This is a genomic window from Pseudomonas hygromyciniae (assembly GCF_016925675.1).
Taxonomy (GTDB): domain Bacteria; phylum Pseudomonadota; class Gammaproteobacteria; order Pseudomonadales; family Pseudomonadaceae; genus Aquipseudomonas; species Aquipseudomonas hygromyciniae.
The window spans coordinates 282030-303281 of sequence record NZ_CP070506.1 but is presented as its reverse complement, the minus strand read 5'-3'; the positions used below and the strand labels follow the sequence as shown (position 1 = coordinate 303281).

Sequence of the window (21252 nt, the reverse complement as noted above, 5' to 3'; positions counted from 1 at the left end):
CTCCCATGACTCCACCCCTTCCACCAAGACCCCGCTGGCGCAGCCTGGCCCTGTTGGCCTTGTGCCTGGCCCCGCTGCTGTGGCCGCTGGAGCATCTGGCCGAACGTTACTACCGCAGCGAACTGGCCGGGCAGAACCGCCAGACCCTCGACCTGTACGTCGCCAACCTGCTGGGTACCCTGCACCGCTACGAAGTGCTGCCGCAAATCCTCGGCGACCTGCCGGCCCTGCGCACCGCCCTGGCGGCGCCCCAGGTCAGCACCAACCTGGTCGCCGCCAACCAATTGCTCAAGCAGGTTGCGGCCCAGGCAGGCGTGGAAGTGATGTACCTGATGGACACCCGCGGCAAGACCCTGGCCGCCTCGAACTGGGACAAACAGGACAGTTTCGTCGGCCGCAACTTTTCCTTTCGACCTTATTTCAGCGAAGCCATGGCCGGGCGCCTGGGCCGTTTCTTCGGCCTGGGCACCACCTCAGCCAAGCGCGGATACTTCTTCGCCGCTGCGGTGCGCGAAGATGAACATGTGATCGGCGTGCTGGTGGTCAAGGTTGACCTGGACCATACCGAAAGCCTGTGGGGCCAGACTCCCGAACAACTGCTGGTGACTGACCACAACGGCGTGGTGATCCTGACCTCACGCCCACAATGGCGTTTTCGTGCGACCCGGCCCCTGACCGAGGCCGAGCGCCAGGCGATCATCGCGATCCAGCCCTATCCGACCCGAGATCCGCAGCCCCTGAATTTCAGCCCCAGCGCCTGGCTGCGCCAATCCAGCGAAATCGCCGAAACCGGCTGGAATGTGGAAATCCTCACCCCCCGCACCCTGATCGACCGCCCCGTGCGCACGGTAGTCGCGGTCGGCGGCGCGACCTTGCTGGTGCTAATGCTGCTGCTCGGCTTGATGATGCAGCGTCGTCGTCATTACCTGGAACGCATTGCCTTTGAAGCCAAGGCCCGGCGCGAGCTGGAAATGCGCGTGGCCGAACGGACCAGCGACCTCGAAGGCCTCAACCGCCGCCTGCGCCAGGAAGTACTGGAGCGGGAAAATGCCCAGCAGGAGCTAGTACGCGCTCAGGATGACCTGGTGCAGGCCGGCAAACTGTCGGCGCTGGGTACCATGTCGGCGAGCATCAGCCATGAGCTCAACCAGCCCCTGGCGGCCATTCGCAGTTACGCGGAAAACGCCGAGATCCTCCTCGACCACCAGCGCACCGACGACGCCCGAGGCAACCTCAAGCTGATCAGCGAACTGACCGGGCGCATGGCCTCGATCATCGCCCACTTGCGCGCCTTTGCCCGCCGCGACCGGCATGCCCCGGAAAGCGTGGCCCTGCAACCGGCCCTGGACGATGCGCTGGCGTTGCTGGCCAAGCGTCGGCGGGCCATGGAAGTGGAACTGATCCGCGACTTGCCAGAGGCCTCCCTGTGGGTGGAAGCCGGGGAAACCCGCCTGCGCCAGGTACTGGGCAATCTGTTGGCCAATGCCCTGGACGCCCTCACCGAAAAAGGCCCACCGCGCAAACTGTGGCTGAGTGCCGAATCCACCGATCAAGGCGTCAACCTGTACATCCGCGATAACGGGCCGGGATTCTGCATGGAAGCCCTGGGCCGCGCCGGCGAGCCGTTCTACACCACCAAGACCCGTACCCAGGGCCTGGGGTTGGGCCTGGCCATCTGTGACACCCTGATGCGTGCCTTTGGTGGCGAACTGTTGTTCGCCAACCACAAGGAAGGCGGCGCACTGATAACCTTGAAACTGCGCGCCGGAGCACCTGGCGTCAGTCTGCAACCGTCCGAGGACCGCAGTGTATGAGTATCGATAACCAGATTCAGGTGGTGTTGATCGACGACGATCCGCACCTGCGTCAGGCCCTGTGCCAGACCCTGGACCTGGCCGGGCTGAAAGTCCTGCCCCTTGGCGAAGCCACCGGCCTCACGGCGCAGCTGTCACGTGACTGGCCGGGGGTGGTGGTCAGCGACATTCGCATGCCCGGCATGGACGGCATGGAGCTGCTCGCCGAACTGCACGGCCAGGACTCGGAGTTGCCGGTGCTACTGATCACCGGCCACGGCGATGTGCCTCTGGCCGTACAGGCGATGCGCGCTGGTGCCTATGATTTCCTCGAAAAGCCCTTTGCCAGCGACGCCCTGCTCGACAGCGTGCGCCGCGCCCTGAGCCTGCGCCGACTGGTGCTGGACAACCGTAGCCTGCGCCTGGCCCTGAGTGATCGCCAGCAACTGAGCACCCGCCTGGTGGGCCAGTCGGCGCCGATGCTGCGCCTGCGCGAGCAGATTGGCGCGCTGGCGGCGACCCGCGCCGATGTGCTGATCCTCGGTGAAACCGGCGCCGGCAAGGAAGTGGTAGCGCGCGCCCTGCACGACCTGTCGAACCGCCGCACCGGGCCCTTCGTTGCCATCAACGCCGGGGCGCTGGCCGAATCCGTGGTCGAAAGCGAACTGTTCGGCCATGAGCCGGGGGCGTTTACCGGGGCGCAGAAGCGGCGGATCGGCAAGTTCGAGTTTGCCAACGGCGGCACGTTGTTCCTCGATGAAATCGAAAGCATGAGTTTGGATGTACAGGTCAAGCTGCTGCGCCTGCTGCAAGAGCGCGTGGTCGAGCGCCTGGGGGGTAATCAGCAGATCCCGCTGGATATCCGCATCATCGCCGCCACCAAGGAAGACCTGCGCCAGTCCGCCGACCAGGGGCGCTTCCGTGCGGACTTGTACTACCGCCTGAACGTCGCGCCGTTGCGCATTCCGCCCCTGCGTGAGCGTGGCGAAGATGCCTTGATGCTGTTCCAGCACTTCGCCGACGAGGCCAGTAGCCGCCACGGCCTGCCACTGCATGAGTTGCAGCCCGGCCAACGGGCAATGCTGTTGCGCCATAACTGGCCAGGCAACGTGCGGGAGCTGCAAAACGTCGCCGAACGCTTCGCCCTCGGCCTGGAACTGGCCCTGGACAGCACGCCCGACGGCCCGGCGCCCGGCGTACCGATGTCTACCGGTGGCTTGAGCGAGCAAGTCGAGCACTTTGAAAAAGCCTTGATCGCCGCCGAACTCGGTCGCCCCCACAGCTCCGTGCGCAGCCTGGCCGAAGCCCTCGGAGTGCCACGCAAGACCTTGCATGACAAGTTGCGCAAGCATGGGCTGAGCTTTGCCGACAGCGGCAACGCCCATGCCGATGACGAATGACCTTTCCCCCCCGCCAAGAGACCGCCATGAGCCGCGATAGCCGTTACCTGGAATCCATTCTGCACCATGACATCCCCCTCACCCGGGAGATGGGCCTCAAGGTGCTCGACTGGCAGGACCGGCAACTGCGCCTGCACTTACCCTTGCAAGCCAATATCAATCACAAGAGCACCATGTTTGGCGGCAGCTTGTACTGCGGCGCCGTACTCGCAGGTTGGGGCTGGCTGCACCTGCAATTGCGGGAGGAAGGGATCGAAGACGGGCATATCGTGATCCAGGAAGGGCAGATCAGCTACCCATTGCCTGTCACCCAAGACGCCACGGCGATTTGCCAGGCGCCGGAAGACAAGGTGTGGAAGCGCTTTGTGACGACCTACAAGCGCCATGGCCGGGCACGGCTGGCGTTGCAGACATGGATAGTGAATGAGGGCAGTGAAGAGCGGGCAGTGGTGTTTACCGGGCAGTACGTCCTGCACCGCTAAACCCTGCAACACATAACCACTGTGGGCACAGGGGTTATGTGGGAGCGGGCTTGCTCGCGAAAGCGGTGTATCAGTCAGCACTTGTATTGGCTGATACACCGCTTTCGCGAGCAAGCCCGCTCCCACATTTTTGGTCGCGGCGGTTTATGACCTTGCCAGGGCCAGCAACCGCTCGCGCCAGGCGGCCTTGGCCGGCAAAGCCAGGAAGAACGGGTTCAACAGCGACGCCCGCGCCGGGTAGCTGAACGGCTGGCCATTCAACTCAAGCACTTGGCCGCCAGCACCCTCCAGCACGCCCTGGGCGGCAGCGGTGTCCCACTGCGACGTCGGCGCCAGGCGCGGATAGCAATCGGCGCTGCCTTCGGCCAACAGGCAAAACTTCAAGGAACTGCCGATATTGGCCAGTTTCAACTCCCCCAGCCCTTCACTCAATCCGTCGAGCAAGCGCTCTTGTTCGGGGCTGGTATGGCGACGGCTGGCGACTACGGTGAACGCCTCGCCAACGGCGGGCTTCTGGCGCACCTGGATCGGCCGGGGCGCAGCATTCACGTCGGAACGCCACGCTCCAAGGCCGGCGCCACCGAAGTAGCAGCGGCCACTGGTGGGCATCGACACCACACCAAACACCACCCGCCCCTGTTCGATCAAGGCGATGTTGACGGTAAATTCTTCACTGCCACTGATAAATTCCTTGGTGCCATCCAGTGGGTCTACCAGCCACCAGCGCTGCCAACCGGCACGCACGCTCTGGTCGATATCGGCGTCTTCTTCCGACAGCACCGGGATGCTCGAGTCCAGCTTGGTGAGACCGTCGAGAATCAGATGATGGGCGGCCAGGTCGGCGGCGGTGACCGGCGAATCATCCTTCTTGGCCGTCACGGCCACATCGGCGCGCCAATACGGCAGGATCGCCTCGCCGGCCTGGCGGGCCAGTTCAATCACCGGGGCAATGTAGGGGTGGCCGAGGAACAACTCGCTCATGGCTGGTAGGCTCCGCGCTGGGTCAACAGGTCACGCACCAGGTACAACGCGGCCAGGGCGCGGCCTTCGCTGAACTGCACGTTCTGCGCCAGTTGTGCAAGCTCGCGCAGGTTGACCCGGTCCACGCGCATAGGCTCGGGCTCGTCGCCCTCCAGGCGCTCTTCGTACAAATCGGTGGCCAGCACCACCTGGATTTTCTGGCTCATATAGCCGGGGGACAGGGACAGTTCGGTCAAGTGTTCCAACTGCCGTGCGCCATAGCCCGCCTCTTCCTTGAGCTCACGGTCTGCCGCCGCCAGCACGTCCTCGCCCGGCTCGATCAGGCCCTTGGGCAAGGACAGTTCATACTCATCCGTGCCGCCGCAGTATTCTTCCACCAGCAGCGCGTGGTCCGCGTCGATCATCGCCACGATCATTACCGCGCCATACCCTGCACCACGGCCCACCAGGCGCTCGTAGGTCCGTTCAACGCCATTGGAAAAGCGCAGTTGCACTTCCTCCACGCGGAACAAACGACTACTGGCGACAATTTCGCGGGCGAGGACGGTGGGTTTCTGGCGCATAAACGGCTCCTTGGCGTGATCGGGTTACTATACCGTGGCTTTTCCGATTGTCTGTGTCGGATATATTTACTTACCTGCTTGAGAACCCACCATGCCGCCACTGCCCTGGTCCGATATCGATACCGTCCTGCTGGACATGGACGGCACCTTGCTCGACCTGCATTTCGACAACCACTTCTGGATGGAACACCTGCCCCGGCGCTATGCCGAACTGCACGGGGTAAGCCTGGCCATGGCCGAGATGGAGTTGCAACCGCTGTTCGAGCGTAACGCCGGCCAGTTGCAATGGTATTGCCTGGATTTCTGGAGCGCCGAACTGAAGATTCCGGTGCGCGAACTCAAGCTGGAAACCGCCCACTTGATCGCCCTGCGCCCGGACGCCGATACCTTTCTGGCGGCGATCAAAAAGGCCGGAAAGCGCGTGATCCTGATCACCAATGCCCACCGCGACTCGCTGTCTTTGAAGCTGGAACGCATCGAGTTGGCGCCGTATTTCGAGCGACTGATCAGCTCCCACGACTATGGTTTTGCCAAGGAAAACCCGCAGTTCTGGGACGCGTTGCAGGCAGATATCGATTTTGACCCGGCGCGCAGCCTGTTTATCGACGATACGTTGCCGATTCTGCGCAGTGCGCGGGATTTTGGCGTGGGGCATTTGTTGGCGGTCAAGGAGCCGGACAGCCGCAAAGGGCCGAAGGATACGGCGGAGTTCGATGCGGTCGAGGATTACCGGGAATTGATTTTAGAATTATCGTTGTAGTAGCGAGCTTGCTCGCGAAAAACGTCTGGACGGCGCTTTCATTCAGGATGTCCGCGTTATCGTTAACGACCTTCGCGAGCAAGCTCGCTCCTACAAGGGGACAAGCTTACTCAGGAATACGCAGTGTCTGCCCTGGGTAGATTTTGTTCACATCCTTGAGCATTGGCTTGTTGGCCTCAAAGATTTTGTTGTACTGATTGGCGTTGCCATAGACGGCCAGAGAGATCGCGCTCAGGGTGTCGCCCTTTTTCACGACAACAAAGCGAGCTGCGGCCACAGCAGGCCCGGTGACGGTAATCTTATCCTCCACACTGGCGACGCCTGCGATGTTACCTGCGGCCAGCAGAATTTTTTCCTTCTCTTCCTGGCTGGAAACCTCACCGGTGATCGTGACTTTGTCACCATCAACAGTAGCCGTCACATTCGGATTGCCCAGCCCGACGGCTTCAATGTGCTTCTTCAGTTCATCACTCGCGTTCGCATTACCCGGCGTCAACAGATCAATCAGCTTTTCGCCTGCTTCCTTAACAAAACTAAAAATACTCATACGTGCGCTCTCCTTGGGATTGGGTTTCCAGATGCCAAAGACTAGACCAGTCTTACAGACCTTGGTTCCAGTCCGACCAATGACGCAAACGCGCTAGAATCCCCCCGCCATTGGAATAAGAGCCCCGGAGCGAAGATGGACATCAAACAGCTGAAATTCCTCATCGCCCTCGACGAAACCCGTCACTTCGGCCAGGCCGCCGCGCGCTGCCACATTACCCAGCCGACCCTGTCGATGCGCCTGCGCAGCCTGGAAGAAGAGCTGGAGCTGCCGCTGGTCAATCGCGGCCAGCGTTTCGAGGGCTTTACCGCCCCCGGCGAGCGGGTGTTGGCCTGGGCGCGTACGGTGCTGGCAGCTTATGACGGCCTGCAGGCCGAAGCGGCCGCCTGCCGTGGCAACCTGGTGGGGACATTGCGCTTGGGGGTGGTGCCGCTGTCGAGCTTCGATCCGCTGGCCTTGATGCAAGCGTTGCACAAGCAGCACCCCAGCCTGCGCTTTGAGCTATCGGCCCTGAGCTCCGAGCAGATCCTCGAACAACTGGCGAGCAATCGCCTGGACCTGGGCGTGTCCTACCTCGAGCGCCTGGACGCCGAGCGCTTTGACTCCCTGGCCCTGGAAGAAACCCGTATGGGCCTGCTGTACGACCAACGGTTCTTCAGCTTCGGCGAAAAGCCCCTGAGCTGGGAGGCGCTGATCGAACTGCCCTTGGGCATGCTTACCAGCGGCATGCACTTTCGCCAATCCATCGACCACAACTTCCACAGCCGCGGCCTGACCCCCCAACCCTTGCTGCAAACCGATGCCGTCCATCAGTTGCTGCAGGCGGTGCACGGCGGCCTGTGTTGTGCGGTAATGCCCCTGGACGGTGGCCTCGACGCCCTGACCGAGCACCTGCGCCTGCAACCCATCGAAAACGCGCAAACCCTGGCCAAGCTAGGGCTGATCATGCGCCGCAGCGCGCCGCGTTCGGCGCTGGCCGAGGCGTGCTTCGCGCTTTATCAGTAATCGCTACTGGAACCTTGATCGACGTCATCTATCGCAAGATCAGTACTGACGATTAGACGCGACCCTTTGTCGCGCCTAGTCTTCACTCTGAACACTTCGCCGGTGACTAGACTTCATGAACGCCCAGCGCCCAGCATGCGCGGCGCCCGCCCTGACAACGCCCGCGCCCGCCGCCAGCCAGAGTTATCAGTATTGCAACCTCGACCACACGCAATCGACCAGCACCGCGCTGGCCGAGGAAGTCGCGTTGGCGATTGCCTATAACGACATCAGCCAGGCCGTGATGCTGGTGACGCCCACCGATCTTGAAGACTTTATCGTCGGCTTCAGCCTGGGCAGCGGCATCATCAGCGACATCAGCGATATCTATGACCTGCAATTGAGCGGCACAGGCTCGGCCCAGTACGCCCAGGTGCAGATCTCCAGCCGCGCCTTCTGGAACCTCAAGCAACAACGCCGGCAACTGGCTGGCACCAGCGGCTGCGGCCTGTGCGGAGTGGAAGCGCTGGAGCAAGCGCTGCCGGACCTCAAGGTGTTGCCGGGCGCACCATTGCCGCCTGCCGCGTGGCTGGAGGGCTTGCGCCAGCGCATCAGCGCCTTTCAGCCATTGGGCCAATACAGCGGCGCGGTGCATGCGGCGGTGTTTATGAATAACCAGGGTGAACTGCTGCTGGGCCGCGAAGATATCGGCCGGCATAACGCCCTGGACAAACTGATCGGTGCCTTGGTCCGTCAGCGCATCCCGACTACAGGCGGCGTGGCAATTGTCACAAGCCGTTGCAGCCTCGAACTGATCCAGAAAGTCCTGCGCGCGGGCATCCAGACCCTGGTCAGCCTGTCGTCGCCCACCGGCCTGGCCCTGCAATGGGCGCGCCGGCACAACCTCAATCTTATCCACCTGCCGCAAAAAAGCGCGCCGCGGGTCTACAGCCCTGCGATGGAGTATCAGCCATGAGCAATCATCACCAAGCCGACCAAACCCCGACCCCGCGCTACAAGCCCTACAAAGGCCCGGCTGGCGGCTGGGGCGCACTGATCAGCGTGGCGCAGGCGTGGCTGACCAGCGACAACGCGCTGAAAAATATCCGCATGATGCTCAAGACCAACCAGAACGGCGGCTTCGACTGCCCCGGCTGCGCCTGGGGGGACTCGCCGGAAAGCGGCATGGTCAAGTTCTGCGAGAACGGTGCCAAGGCAGTCAACTGGGAAGCCACCAAGCGCCGGGTGGATGCGGCGTTCTTCGCCAAACACAGCGTCAGCGCGCTGCTGGAGCAAAGCGACTATTGGCTGGAATACCAGGGCCGCCTGACCGAGCCGATGAGCTATGACGCCGAGACCGACCGCTACAAGCCCATCAGTTGGGAGTCGGCCTTCGACCTGATCGGTAAGCACCTGCAAGCCCTGCCAAGCCCGGACATGGCCGAGTTCTACACCTCGGGCCGCGCCAGCAACGAGGCCGCGTATCTGTATCAACTGTTCGTGCGCGCCTACGGCACCAACAACTTCCCGGATTGCTCGAACATGTGCCACGAAGCCAGCGGCGTGGCCCTGGCGCAAAGCGTGGGCGTGGGTAAAGGCACGGTGACGTTTGACGACTTTGAACACGCCGACGCGATTTTCGTCTGGGGCCAGAACCCCGGCACCAACCACCCGCGCATGCTTGAACCGCTGCGCGAAGCGGTGAAGCGCGGCGCCCAGGTGGTCTGTATCAACCCGCTCAAAGAGCGTGGCCTGGAACGTTTCCAGCACCCGCAACACCCGCTGGAAATGCTCACCAACGGCGACAAGCCAACCAACACTGCGTACTTGCGACCAGCACTGGGTGGCGACATGGCCATCCTGCGCGGCATGGCCAAGTTCCTGCTGCTGTGGGAGCGCCAGGCCCAGGCCGAAGGCAAGGAGGCTGTGTTCGACCACGACTTCCTCAATGAACACACGGTCAACGTGCTGGATTACCTGGCGAAGATCGACGACACCTCTTGGGATGAAATCGTCGAGCAGTCCGGCCTGAGCCTGGTGGAGATCGAGCAGGCGGCACGCATGTATGCCAAAGGCAAGAACGTGATCATGTGCTGGGCGATGGGCATCACCCAGCATCGGCACTCGGTGCCGACCATCCAGGAAATCGCCAACCTGATGCTGCTGCGCGGCAACATCGGCCGCCCCGGCGCCGGCCTTTGCCCGGTGCGCGGCCACAGCAACGTGCAGGGCGATCGCACCATGGGGATCAACGAACGGCCGCCAGTGGCCTTCCTGGATGCCCTGGAGCGTCGCTTCCAGTTCAAAGTGCCCCGCGACAACGGGCATAACGTGGTCGAAGCGATCCACGCCATGCTCGAAGGCCGTGCCAAGGTGTTTATCGGCCTGGGCGGCAACTTCGCACAAGCCACGCCCGACAGCCCTCGCACCTTCCAGGCCTTGAGCAACTGCGACCTGACGGTGCAGATCAGCACCAAGCTCAATCGCAGCCACCTGGCCCACGGCAAACAGGCCTTGATCCTGCCGTGCCTGGGACGTACCGACATCGATATTCAGGCCGATGGCCCCCAAGCAGTGACGGTCGAAGACTCGTTCAGCATGGTGCACGCCTCCAATGGCCAGTTACAGCCACTGTCGAAACTGATGAAGTCGGAGCCGGCCATTCTCGCCGGCATCGCCGCTGCCACCCTGGGCAGCAAGCCGGTGGACTGGAACTGGCTGGTGGCCGACTACCGCCGCATTCGCGACTTGATCGCCGATACCATTCCCGGCTTCAAGGACTTCAACGAGCGTGTACAGCACCCAGGCGGTTTCTACCTGGGCAACAGCGCCGGCGCCCGCCGTTGGAATACCCCGTCAGGCCGCGCTAACTTCCGCGCCAACATCCTGCCCAAAGACCTGGTGCATGAACGCACCCGCGCCACTGGTCAGTTGCCCGACCTGATCATGCAGTCCATGCGTTCCCACGATCAGTACAACACCACTATCTATGGCCTGGATGACCGCTATCGGGGTGTCAAGGGCCAGCGCGATGTGCTGTTCGTCAACGAAGCCGACATCATCCGCCTGGGCTTCAAGCCGGGGCAGAAGGCCGATATCGTATCGATCTGGGATGATGGCCGTGAACGGCGGGTCAAGGGCTTTACCTTGCTGGCATTCGATATTCCGGCAGGGCAGGCGGCGGCCTATTACCCGGAGGTCAACCCATTGGTGCCGCTGGAAAGCACTGGGGATGGTAGCCATACGCCCACCTCCAAGTTCGTGGCAATTCGCCTGGAAGCGGCCAGCGACAATGGCCTGATCATGGCCAGAATCGCCTGATCGGTTCCACGCTTGGGAACGATCTTTACGGGCACAAAAAAGGCCGCTTTTGCATGAAAGCGGCCGTTCCGAAGTAGCTAAAGACCGGCAAAATCCACTTAAGTTCCCTATTTAAAACAGTAACTTAGCTAATTGTATACAACCCGCACCACTGGTCGGAATTCGATTGTAAGAATATTCCGACAACCTCAGGATCGCGCCGTCATCCCCTTGAGGTTCACCTATGAAGTTCTCCTCGATTCTCTTGTTGTCCCTTGGCCTGGTCAGTGGCGCAGCCATGGCCGGTGGCACCACCGAAGCCGGTGTAGGCGGCGCATTGGGCGGGGTTCTAGGTTCAGTCGTCGGCCAGCAGATCGGCGGCAATACCGGTTCGGCCATCGGTGCGGCCCTGGGCGGCGCCGGCGGTAGCGCAGTGGGCGCAGACAAACGCAGCCGCGGCGAAGCGGCCATTGGCGGCGCACTGGGCGCAGCCGGCGGCAACGTGGTCGGTCGTAGTGTCGGCGGCAGCACCGGCAGCCTGATCGGTGCGGCAGCCGGCGGTGGTGCCGGCGGCGCGCTGGGCAACTACATGGGCAACAAGAGCGATGACGACGACCGTCGCTATCGCGGGCGCGATAACCGCCGTTATGACCGTGATGATCATCGTGGTCGTGGGCATGCCTATGGGCATCGCAAGAACAAGCATCACTACCGTCACCGCTAAAATCCAAAGAACACTGCATACCCCGTGTGGGAGCGGGCTTGCCCGCGATTGCGGTGGGTCAGTTATTGGATACTTGACTGATCCACCGCCATCGCGGGCAAGCCCGCTCCCACATTTGCTTCGGTGGCGTTTACGCGTTCGCGGTCAGATCACCAACCGCTGCAAAGCCTCGCGCAACACACCCGCAATCGCCACCGGCTGGTTTGTCGCCCGGTCCACAAACACATGCACAAACCGCCCCGCCGCACAGGCTTCGTCTTCACCGGCCTTGAACACCGCCAACTCGTACTGCACTGAACTGTTGCCCAACTTGCCCACCCGCAGGCCGATATCGATACGGTCGGGAAAGGCAATCGAAGCGAAATAGTCGCATGCCGAACTCACCACAAATCCCACCACTACACCGTCATGGATATCCAACCCGCCCTGCTCGATCAGGTAGGTGTTCACCGCCGTGTCGAAAAAACTGTAGTAGGTGACGTTATTCACATGGCCATACACATCATTGTCGTGCCAGCGCGTAATGATCGGCTGGAAGTGGCGGTAATCGGCACGCTGCGGTATTGAGTCAGGCATGGACAAGTCTCGTTGAAGTGAATTTACAGGTCGTTCAGATGGGCCCCCGCCCAATCCCGCACCTCGGCATACGGATACTCTTCCAGCGCGGCAAACCCAGGGATCCCCCGGGCCTTGAGCTTGGTAAACAATGGCACGCTGATCCCGCATAAAAACCGCGTCAAGCGTTCAGCCCCCGGCAAGCTGCCGGTGTGCTGATGATGCCTGTGGATAAAATCTGCGCACAATGCCTGGAAGTTTTTATCCACAAGCGGCGCCAGGCCAGGGGGCGCTGGCAGATGGGCGATCTGGCCACGGCACACCGAACAATGCCCGCACTGGCGGGGCGCATCGGCGTCGCCAAAATACTCGGCCAGCCGAAAGCCCAGGCAGCGCTCGCTGGCAAACAGCGCGAGCATTCCATGGATCCGCGCCACTTCCGTGACTTCGTGCTGCTTGAAGCCTGTGTATAACTCGGCGCTCATGGCCTGGGGATCAAACCCGCTATCGAGCAGGCTGTAGACCTCGGTCATCTGCTTGCTCTCCAGCTCGATCAGCCCCTGCTCCTGGAAATAGTCCAGCGCCTTGACCACCCGGCCACGCTCGGCCTGGTGCAGTTGATAAAGCGCGTCGAAGTCCACGGTAGCCCAGCTGCGGGCCCGTTTGCATACCTGGATGATCGCGGCGACAAACTGCTGCCGCTCGCCGGAAAAACGCGCCAGCAACACGTCCGGCTCCACCAGGTACTTGAAGCGATACTCGGCATAAAACGCATAGCGCGGTGCAATGACGCCCTTGAGCTCCAGTTGCACCAGCAAGGTCTTGAGCGGTAGTTCACGGATATTGCTCAGCTCTGCCAACGAGCGCAGCAGAAACTCCCATTGCCCGTCATCCCGGGCTGCCAGCAGTTCCTCCAGCACCAGCCGGATGCCTTCCTGCTCCGGCGTATCGCCATACACGAAGTTCTCCAGCACGGTGAGGCTGTCGCGGTTGGCCAGCACCAGGCACTCCGAAGGCTGGCCATCGCGACCGGCGCGTCCAATTTCCTGGCTGTAGTTCTCGATGGATTTGGGCAGGTCGAAGTGCACCACGTTGCGGATGTCGCTCTTGTCGATACCCATGCCAAAGGCGATGGTGGCGACGATGCAATTGGACTGGCCACCCATGAACCGGCGCTGGATGCCCTCGCGTTTATCATGGGGCAAACCTGCGTGATAGGCCTCGGCCTGGATGCCATGGCGATTCAGGTGCTCGGCGATCTGCTCGGCAGTTTTCTGCAAGGTGACATAGACAATGCTCGGCTGGTTGGCCCGCTCACCCATCCACTCCACCAGGCGCCGGCGCTTGTCCACGCCGCTGACCGGCTCTACCCACAGTTTGAGGTTGGGCCGGTAGAAGCCGGTGGTGATCACATCAGCGGGGGCGATGGCGAACTTGGCCTGCATATCCGCAATCACTTTGGGCGTCGCGGTGGCCGTCAATAGCAGGGACTGGGGAATCTTGAACTGGTGCTGGTAGTCGGGGAGTTTGAGGTAGTCAGGACGGAAGTTGTGACCCCACTCGGAAATACAGTGCGCCTCGTCTACCACGAGTAACGAAATCGAAACGCTGTGCAAAAAGTTGCGAAAACGCTCGTTCTTCAGGCGCTCCACAGAAATCATCAGGATTTTCAACTCGCCGGAGCGGGCGCGGGCCATCACGTCATTGGCCTCCTCGCGACTTTGCGCCGAATCGATACTGCCGGCCGAAATACCATGACGCTGTAAAAAGCCCAATTGGTCCTGCATCAACGCCAGCAGCGGCGACACCACCAGCGTCAGGTGCGGCAGCAATACGGCTGAGAGTTGATAACAGAGGGATTTACCGGAACCGGTGGGAAAGATCGCCGCCGCCGAACGGCCAGCCAACACGGCGCTGACAGCGGCCTCCTGGCCTGGGCGAAACTGGGGATAACCAAAGACCTGCTGGAGGGTGTCGTGCATAAGCTGTCACTCCATTGACCGCTGAACAGGCCTAAAACATAGCCCGGTATTTTCAGCGAATCGAGAAAGGTCGCGAGGAAAAGAGAGACAGGATGATACACAGGCTACGGGGCCCAGTCGGCAATCTAGCAAACACTCAAAAACCAATGTGGGAGCGGGCTTGCTCGCGAATGCGGTGTATCAGATACACAGTCAGTGACTGACACTACGCATTCGCGGGCAAGCCCGCTCCCACATTTTTTACATCGTGGCTACAGCTCAATCAGCGGCTTTGCACACGCTCAATGGCTTTGTCGTACACCGGATTGGCCTTCTGCTCCTTGGCCAACTGGTAGTGACGCAGTGCATCGGCAAACTGGCCGGCCGCTTCGTAGATCCGCGCGATGTTGTAGTAGGAACCGGCACGCACGGTGGCGGCTGTAGGGCCGCTGGCCAAAGCGATCGCCTTGCGGTTGGCCCAGATCGACTCGGCAGTGTTGCCGGCTTTCTGATAAGCCAGGCCGAGGTTGCCGTAGGCTTTGCCGAAAGCGTTATCCAGCTCGATTGCCTGGCGGAAGTAATCGATTGCCTGGTCCAGGTTACCGGCCTGGTAGGCCGCTTCGCCTTTGAGGTTCAGTTTTTTCGCATCACCCTGGACTGCAGAACTGACCACCACGGCATCAACCGCAACGCTGTCGTTGAGCAGCGGTTTGACTTCGTTGAGCACGTCCTTGGCTTCGACCAGCACGCCGGTGAAGGTATTGATGTCCTGGAAGTCGCCGCTGCCGGTCATGCGGAACACCGTCCACAAGTTACCGGTACGATTGGTCGGCACGTAGTAGGTACGCACCAGGGACTGGCCCATGTACACAAATACCTTGGCCTGGCTCTCGGACAGTGCCGTGGAGCCGGTATTGGTGCGGTTGGAGAAGTCATGCACGGCGTACACGTAGCTTTCGCCGTAGTGTTTTTTCTGCAGGGTGATGGTTTCCGGGCCGTAGCTGTCGGTGTCATCCACATCCAACTCGGCGTCGGTGCCGGTCTTGCTGTTGAAGTAGATATTGTTGCCCGGGAAGATCATGTGGGAGTCGAGGTCCGAAGGCGATTGCCCCCAGGTCAGCACCACACGCAGGCCGTCGAGGTTTTCCATCACTGGGCTGATGGCGTAGGTCATGCCTTTACACGGGCATTTGACCACCAGGTTGGAGTAGCCGGGCTTCTTGATGATCAGCAGGTAGTCGGCGCCGTCGGCCACTTCGCTGGTAAGGGTGACCTGGCCCTGGGCGTTGGTGCGCCCCACCACGTTCTGTGCGCCGTTGCGTTGCAGCAAGACTTCGGCGTCGGCGATTTTCTGGTCCTTGACCACCGCACTGAGCACCTCAATCGGCAACTGCTCGGCCTGGACAGAAAAAGCCACCGCACACAATGACATCGCCGAGGCGACACGAAGCAAACCCATGCTTAACTCCCTTTAAGTAGCGGGCGAAATTGCCCTACAAAATTTTGCGGTGAAACATACGCTGAATTCAGGGGTTTTGCCGGGATTTTATACAAAATGTGACGTGGTTTTTATCCCTACTATGGGTGGGCGCCTCTTAGCCAAACTTCAAGCATCGGAAGTCTCTGTAGGAAATCGCCAAGAAAGACACCATACGCTTCCCAAACTACCTCCAGTGCAAACTCAACCCCCTACAGAATCAACCAAGCCTGATCGAAACTAGCGCCCTCTCAACCCTCTCGGCAAGAAATCCGTGGACCTTGAAAGGACTCAATACATTGGCCATTACGGGGTCACTTTTACAGTGATTCGATTTATCGTTCTCCCTGCCAATCGACAAGCGCTAGCAAACCTATGTGTGTTAGAAGCCGGCGCCTCTGCAAACGAAGTTCGCGATCGATTGGTGGAACTCTACGAAAAGATGCTTGCCCGTGATTTGCCTTGCAAACTGACTGTCGCGATTTCCAAGCCACTAACCCGACAGCAGGCGGATTTACTCAACGAACGCGGAACCATCATCGCCTTATTGTTAACCGGGCTTTTCAATGCGCCAATTCACCCGTTTTCAAAACCAGCAGCGCGCGTCGTTGGTGCCACAGTGGGCTTGATCACCAAAAGCATCGTCCGCAGCTATCACGCTGGCGATGTGGTCATCGGGCTCGAAGCGCAAGTCGATGGAGGGATAGGCCCCCAACGCTCCATGTCTGCGATAGTCATCCCGTTCCTCGGGGGGTAATTCAATGATCGAATACCTCCAGTGGGTCGCTTACATCGTGTTAAGCATTATTCTCGACAACAAAATAAAATCTCAACCCATCAGGAAATACGTGGGCCTGTCCATACTGGCTGGAGGGTTGATTTGTGCATTATGGCTCCCTTACTGGATAGACGAAGCCCAACTGCCTAGCCTGCCAATAGGCGCCATTCTAATTGGCTCAGGATTGTATTTTGACCGAAATCGCTACAACCGAGTGAGGCCCACACACCCGTTGTTCATCGCCCCCACACTTAACTTAGCTCCCGATTTTCCTGATGATCCCGTCATGCGCCATTTTCTGCAGCTTTTGCATGAGGATGTGGGCTTGCCGAAAAATCAGTCAATTACCCTCAGCACTTCAATTAACCATGATCTGGGCTGCAACCGCGCCGAGGCCAAACATTTGATGGCAGCACTGAAGCAAGATTTCGGCATGCACCTCGGCGACTACAAGAGCACCCGTTACTTCAAACGCAGAGGTTTCGACGCGTACTTGCGATATGTGGAAAGAGGTAGTGAAGGCAAGGCACCACTGACCATCAACATGCTTTACCAAGCCATCAAAGCCAGGCACTGGGACACCCATGCACTAGAAGCAATCGGATATCAGAAGCCATGAATATCTACCTGCAAATACTCTTCTTCCTTGGATTTCTCCTTGTGCTGTATTTCCAAATCACCGACTGCACACTCAGAAAGCGTTTTGCTGTCACGTTTATCGCGAGCGGCTTGATCCTGACATTCTGGCTACCTTACGTAGCGATCATTCTTAGTATTCAACTCCTCCCCCTCGCTCTGTTCTTGATAGGCTTGGCACTGTTCTTCACCCGCAACAAGTACCGCTATCGCCATGACCAACCCCCTCACCCACTCCGGCGTGCCCCCACCATGAACTTGGCCCCGCACTTCCCAGAAGACCCCGTCGTGCAGCAACTCCTGCAATTGCTGCACGAAGAAATCGGCCTGCCCAAGCACAAAAGCATCCGCCTCAAGACTTCGCTGAACTTCGACCTCGGTTGCGACGGCGCCGAAGCCAGGCAGTTTATGGAAGCGCTGGAGCAGGCATTTGATCTGGACCTGGGCGACTATGATGCTTATCGCTACTTCAACCCGCCGGTATTTGATGTGTTCCTCAAACACCGCGCCAAGGGCCGGGGCGAGAAGATGCCGCTCACCATCGGCATGCTTTACCTGGCCATCAAGACTCATAGCTGGGATACGCAGACGCTGGAAAATCTCAGCTGAAGAACACTGCCCCACATTCGGATCTGCGCCTTTTTGCCGTCCTGCTCTACATTCATAGAGATTTGCGCGCACAAAAAAGCCGCCCCTGGGGGCGGCTTTTTAACAGCTAGCGAGTCTTACAACTTAGGACCCGCGGCCTTGATCGCGTCGCTCACTTCAAACTTCTTGAAGTTCTCGACGAACAGCCCGGCCAGGGCCTTCGCGGCTTCGTCGTAGGCAGCTTTGTCAGCCCAGGTGTTACGTGGGTTCAACAGGCCGGTCTCAACGCCAGGTACAGCCAATGGCACGTCGAGGTTGATGGTGTCCAGGTGCTCGGTTTGCGCACCGATCAACGCGCCACTCTGGATCGCTGCGATCACTGCACGGGTGGTCGGGATGTTAAAGCGCTTGCCAACACCGTAGCCGCCGCCGGTCCAGCCGGTATTGACCAGGTAGACCTTGGAGCCGAAGCCGCGGATGCGCTTGATCAGCAGCTCTGCGTATTCGCCAGCCGGACGCGGGAAGAACGGCGCGCCGAAGCAGGTGGAGAAGGTCGACTTGATGCCGCTGCCCGAACCCATTTCAGTCGAACCCACCAACGCGGTGTAGCCGGACAGGAAGTGGTAGGCCGCTTGTTCTTCGTTGAGGATCGACACCGGTGGCAGCACGCCAGTCAGGTCGCAGGTCAGGAAGATTACTGCATTTGGCTCGCCACCCAGGTTCTTCTCGGAACGCTTGGCAACGTGCTCCAGCGGGTACGCGGCACGGCTGTTCTGGGTCAGGCTGACATCGGTGTAGTCGGCGTGCTTGGCGTCGTTGATCACGACGTTTTCCAGGACTGCGCCGTGCTTGATGGCTTTCCAGATGACGGGCTCGTTCTTCTCGGACAGGTCGATGCACTTGGCATAGCAACCACCTTCGATGTTGAACACCACGCCTTCGCCCCAGCCGTGCTCGTCGTCACCGATCAGGTAACGGCTTTCATCGGCGGACAGGGTGGTCTTGCCGGTGCCGGACAGACCGAAGAACAGGGTCACGTCGCCTTCTTCGCCGATGTTGGCAGCGCAGTGCATTGGCAGCACATCAGCGGCCGGCAGCAGGAAGTTCTGCACCGAGAACATGGCTTTCTTCATTTCGCCGGCGTAGCGCATGCCTGCGATCAGGACTTTCTTCTGGGCGAAATTGAGGATCACGCAACCATCGGAGTTGGTACCGTCACGCTCTGGTACGCATTCGAAGTTGGCAACGTTGAGCACTTGCCACTCTTCACGGCCGGCCGGGTTGTACTGGGCCGGATTGATGAACAGGCAACGACCGAACAGGTTCTGCCAAGCAGTCTGGGTAGTCATTTTCACGGCCAGGTAGTGGTCTTGGGCAGCACCAACGTGAACGTGGGAAACGAAATGCTCTTGCGCGTTGTTGAAAGCCTCGACGCGAGCCCACAGGGCATCGAACTTGTCGGCCGGGAACTTGCGGTTGATCGGGCCCCAGGCAATGGCGGCCTGGGTGGACGGCTCTTCAACGATGAAACGGTCGACTGGCGAACGACCGGTACGGTGACCGGTTTCTACGACCAGCGCGCCAGTATCGGCAAGCACGCCTTCACCGCGCTGCAGGGCTTCTTTGACCAGATCGTCAACACTCAGATCGGTGTATACGGCGTTATTGGCTTGCGTCATGAGGTTCCCCGTCGGCCTATGGCCGAGTGCTCCAAACGTTTTGTAGTAGAAAGTTGCGCACTACTACCGCGAAAAAAGTGGGCCGGATTATGCCAGAAAAGCCCAAAAATAGTAGGGCCCTCCCGTCAGAACACCTCTAATCCGGCGTTTGTCAGGTGATTTACCTGTGCTTAAACGTTTTAGTGGTGGGTGCCCGAAGGGGTGTCAACGCCCGCGCCAGCGAACAATTGAGCGATATCGGCAGCGTCGAACAGGTAGCGCTGATTGCAGAACTGGCAGTCGATCTCGATTTGGCCACCATGTTCTACAGCAAGGTTTTGCGCATCTTCCAGGCCCAGGCTCACCAGGGCATTGCCCGAACGCTCGCGGGAACAGCTGCAATGGAAACGCAACGATTGCGCATCGAACAGGCGCACCTCTTCTTCGTGGTACAGGCGGTGCAGGATCGTTTCGTTGTCCAGGCCCAACAGCTCTTCGGCAGTCAGGGTACCGGCCAGGGCAGTGAGGCCGCGCCAGCTTTCTTCGCGCTCATCCTCGTCCTTGATACGGTCGGCCGGCAGTTGTTGCAACAGCAGGCCACGGGCGCGCTTGCCATCCGCATTGAGCCAGAAGCGGGTACCCACTTGTTGGGACATGACGAAATAGTTGGTGAAGCACTCGGATAGGGTTTCACCGTCCAGGTCGACAATCCCCTGGTAACGCTGGCCAACGGTCGGGTCGATGGTCAACGCCAGGACGCCGTTGGGCATCAGGTCGGCGAGGGTCGCGTCCGCCGGGATCTGCTCTGCGTCATAACGGGCCAGGCCACGGATTTCGCGCTCGCTGGAGCACTCGATCATCAGCATGGGTACCGGGCCTTCGGAACGGGCCTGGAGAATCAGCAAGCCATCGAACTTCATGGTGCCCACCAGCAGCGACGCGGCGGCCATCAGTTCGCCGAGCAACTGCGCGACCGGCTCCGGATAGGGGTGCTTGGCAAGGACTTCGGCATAGCTGCGCTCCAGGGCAACCAGTTCGCCACGAGCGTCGTTGTCGTCAAAGAGGAAACGTTGGGTGAAGTCGGTATCCGGTAAATCAGTCATAGGTCTGGGTATCTGAATTGATGACAAAGTGATGACAATGTTTCTAAAATTATGCGCTTTAGCACCAATTTGGTGCGCTTTTCTTCCGATAGATGAAGAGTTTCAGAGCGAAGAGGAAACAGTTTATGAACAATCCGGGTTTGTTCCAAGCCAAGTGGAACCTCGGGCGATTGGCCCTGTGCAATTTACTCGCTCTGGGGCTGCTGTGTTTTTGGCTATGGCCCGCAGGCCAGATGCTTTGCGTGATATTCGACGAATGGCTGTTTCATCTGCTCAACGACCCTTTGGCCAGCAACCCGGCCTGGCTGCATGTATGGGCGGTAGCGAGCCTGCGACCATTTGATGCGGTGGTCGGGGTAATCCTGCTGATGCTGCTGATTCGCGGCGAATGGGTGTTCAAGGCGATTGAGGTGCGCCAGGCGTTTTTTGGTTTCCTCGCGATCCTGCTGTTACTGCTGTTCATCCGCATGCTTTTTTCCAAGCTCGCGGCGCAGATGGGCTGGCAGCACAACAGCCCGTCGATGGTGATCAGCGGGGCGATCCACATGAGCGACTACTTCCCTGACCTGGAAAAAACCTGGGAATTGAAGGACCGCTCCAGCCAGAGCTTCCCCGGTGATCATGCTTCGGTGCTGCTGATCTGGGGGATGTTCATGAGTGTGTTTGCCAAGCGGATCGGGCAAGTCGTGCTGGTCTGGGCGCTGGCGCTGCTGTTCATGATGCCGCGCCTGGTGGCCGGGGCACATTGGGGGCAAGACGACTATATCGGTGGCGTGCTGCTGGCGCTGTTGGCACTGGGCTGGGGTTATTACACGCCGTTTGCAGCGAAGGTCTCGGGTTGGCTGCTGCGCGTGACCGAACCAGTATTCAAGTTGCTGCAACGGGTACCTGCGATCAATCGCTTGAGCGTGATCCGCAACGCCTGAGCCCAGGTGCAGGAGCCTGGCCGGCTCCTGCACGTA

The 21252-nt window shown here is 60.0% G+C and carries 20 protein-coding genes; 12 read left to right on the top strand and 8 right to left on the bottom strand.

The genetic code is table 11. The features are described from left to right. The first annotated feature begins 5 nt into the window (after positions 1 to 5). The 3 genes from JTY93_RS01275 to JTY93_RS01265 are packed head-to-tail and all read left to right on the top strand — an operon-like array spanning position 6 to position 3675. Complete coding sequence (locus tag JTY93_RS01275; RefSeq protein ID WP_205480188.1) at positions 6 to 1814, top strand: sensor histidine kinase; 1809 nt, start codon at positions 6 to 8, stop codon at positions 1812 to 1814. Continuing rightward, entirely contained in the window at positions 1811 to 3193 is a 1383-nt protein-coding gene (locus JTY93_RS01270) for a sigma-54-dependent transcriptional regulator (protein WP_205480185.1), read from the top strand. Before JTY93_RS01275 ends, JTY93_RS01270 begins: the two co-directional genes overlap by 4 nt. 26 nt (positions 3194 to 3219) lie before the next feature. After that, entirely contained in the window at positions 3220 to 3675 is a 456-nt protein-coding gene (locus JTY93_RS01265; protein WP_205480183.1) for a thioesterase domain-containing protein, read from the top strand. A 144-nt stretch (positions 3676 to 3819) separates the two neighbouring features. Here JTY93_RS01265 and cysQ read toward each other — a convergent pair whose 3' ends face one another. Together cysQ and nudE are read right to left on the bottom strand one after the other, a co-directional pair. Then, the gene (gene cysQ, locus JTY93_RS01260) at positions 3820 to 4656 is read right to left on the bottom strand and encodes a 3'(2'),5'-bisphosphate nucleotidase CysQ (RefSeq protein WP_205477180.1); all 837 of its coding nucleotides are present in this window, start codon (positions 4654 to 4656) and stop codon (positions 3820 to 3822) included. Next, positions 4653 to 5219, bottom strand: coding sequence for an ADP compounds hydrolase NudE (gene nudE, locus JTY93_RS01255; protein ID WP_205477181.1), 567 nt, complete (start codon positions 5217 to 5219; stop codon positions 4653 to 4655). The genes cysQ and nudE overlap by 4 nt, the downstream gene beginning before the upstream one ends. A 91-nt stretch (positions 5220 to 5310) precedes the next feature. Here nudE and yrfG point away from each other — a divergent pair, with 91 nt between their 5' ends. Further along, a complete protein-coding gene (yrfG, locus tag JTY93_RS01250) occupies positions 5311 to 5979 on the top strand; it encodes a GMP/IMP nucleotidase (RefSeq protein WP_205477182.1) in 669 nt (222 codons plus the stop codon). 106 nt (positions 5980 to 6085) lie between these two features. On the opposite strand, the gene lysM is transcribed toward yrfG, so the two are convergent. After that, the gene (gene lysM, locus JTY93_RS01245; protein ID WP_205477183.1) at positions 6086 to 6526 is read right to left on the bottom strand and encodes a peptidoglycan-binding protein LysM; all 441 of its coding nucleotides are present in this window, start codon (positions 6524 to 6526) and stop codon (positions 6086 to 6088) included. Between the two features lie 135 nt (positions 6527 to 6661). On the opposite strand from lysM, the gene JTY93_RS01240 reads away from it, so the two are divergent. The 4 genes from JTY93_RS01240 (at position 6662) to JTY93_RS01225 (ending at position 11534) form a co-directional block, all read left to right on the top strand. Next, positions 6662 to 7531, top strand: a complete 870-nt coding sequence (locus JTY93_RS01240) for a LysR family transcriptional regulator (RefSeq protein WP_169991853.1) — start codon at positions 6662 to 6664, stop codon at positions 7529 to 7531. 115 nt (positions 7532 to 7646) lie between these two features. Further along, on the top strand, positions 7647 to 8486 hold the full coding sequence (gene fdhD, locus JTY93_RS01235; protein ID WP_205477184.1) for a formate dehydrogenase accessory sulfurtransferase FdhD: 840 nt from the start codon (positions 7647 to 7649) through the stop codon (positions 8484 to 8486). Further along, positions 8483 to 10831 carry an FdhF/YdeP family oxidoreductase gene (locus tag JTY93_RS01230; protein WP_205477185.1) on the top strand — a complete coding sequence of 783 codons (2349 nt, stop codon included), beginning with the start codon at positions 8483 to 8485 and terminating at the stop codon, positions 10829 to 10831. The genes fdhD and JTY93_RS01230 overlap by 4 nt, the downstream gene beginning before the upstream one ends. 223 nt (positions 10832 to 11054) lie before the next feature. Next, positions 11055 to 11534 (top strand): glycine zipper domain-containing protein, encoded by a 480-nt coding sequence (locus tag JTY93_RS01225; protein WP_057437072.1) that lies wholly within the window; start codon positions 11055 to 11057, stop codon positions 11532 to 11534. 144 nt (positions 11535 to 11678) lie between these two features. On the opposite strand, the gene JTY93_RS01220 is transcribed toward JTY93_RS01225, so the two are convergent. From JTY93_RS01220 to JTY93_RS01210, 3 genes are all read right to left on the bottom strand, one after another. Beyond that, positions 11679 to 12110: an acyl-CoA thioesterase gene (locus JTY93_RS01220; RefSeq protein ID WP_205477186.1), complete on the bottom strand. Its 432-nt coding sequence runs from the start codon at positions 12108 to 12110 to the stop codon at positions 11679 to 11681. Positions 12111 to 12133: 23 nt separating this feature from the next. Then, positions 12134 to 14071 (bottom strand): RecQ family ATP-dependent DNA helicase, encoded by a 1938-nt coding sequence (locus tag JTY93_RS01215; RefSeq protein WP_205477187.1) that lies wholly within the window; start codon positions 14069 to 14071, stop codon positions 12134 to 12136. A gap of 262 nt (positions 14072 to 14333) precedes the next feature. Further along, positions 14334 to 15509: a tetratricopeptide repeat protein gene (locus JTY93_RS01210; protein ID WP_205477188.1), complete on the bottom strand. Its 1176-nt coding sequence runs from the start codon at positions 15507 to 15509 to the stop codon at positions 14334 to 14336. A 442-nt stretch (positions 15510 to 15951) separates the two neighbouring features. Here JTY93_RS01210 and JTY93_RS01205 point away from each other — a divergent pair, with 442 nt between their 5' ends. From JTY93_RS01205 to JTY93_RS29715, 3 genes are all read left to right on the top strand, one after another. Beyond that, complete coding sequence (locus JTY93_RS01205) at positions 15952 to 16284, top strand: hypothetical protein (RefSeq protein ID WP_240344377.1); 333 nt, start codon at positions 15952 to 15954, stop codon at positions 16282 to 16284. 4 nt (positions 16285 to 16288) lie between these two features. Continuing rightward, on the top strand, positions 16289 to 16924 hold the full coding sequence (locus JTY93_RS01200; RefSeq protein WP_205477190.1) for a DUF1493 family protein: 636 nt from the start codon (positions 16289 to 16291) through the stop codon (positions 16922 to 16924). A 269-nt stretch (positions 16925 to 17193) separates the two neighbouring features. Continuing rightward, entirely contained in the window at positions 17194 to 17550 is a 357-nt protein-coding gene (locus tag JTY93_RS29715) for a DUF1493 family protein (protein ID WP_205477215.1), read from the top strand. A gap of 116 nt (positions 17551 to 17666) precedes the next feature. On the opposite strand, the gene JTY93_RS01190 is transcribed toward JTY93_RS29715, so the two are convergent. Continuing rightward, complete coding sequence (locus JTY93_RS01190; RefSeq protein ID WP_169991838.1) at positions 17667 to 19208, bottom strand: phosphoenolpyruvate carboxykinase; 1542 nt, start codon at positions 19206 to 19208, stop codon at positions 17667 to 17669. Positions 19209 to 19387: 179 nt separating this feature from the next. After that, positions 19388 to 20290, bottom strand: coding sequence for an Hsp33 family molecular chaperone HslO (hslO, locus tag JTY93_RS01185; RefSeq protein ID WP_205477191.1), 903 nt, complete (start codon positions 20288 to 20290; stop codon positions 19388 to 19390). Positions 20291 to 20415: 125 nt separating this feature from the next. Between hslO and JTY93_RS01180 the strand changes: the two genes are divergently transcribed. Next, on the top strand, positions 20416 to 21216 hold the full coding sequence (locus JTY93_RS01180) for a phosphatase PAP2 family protein (protein ID WP_205477192.1): 801 nt from the start codon (positions 20416 to 20418) through the stop codon (positions 21214 to 21216). The last annotated feature ends 36 nt before the right edge of the window (positions 21217 to 21252 follow it).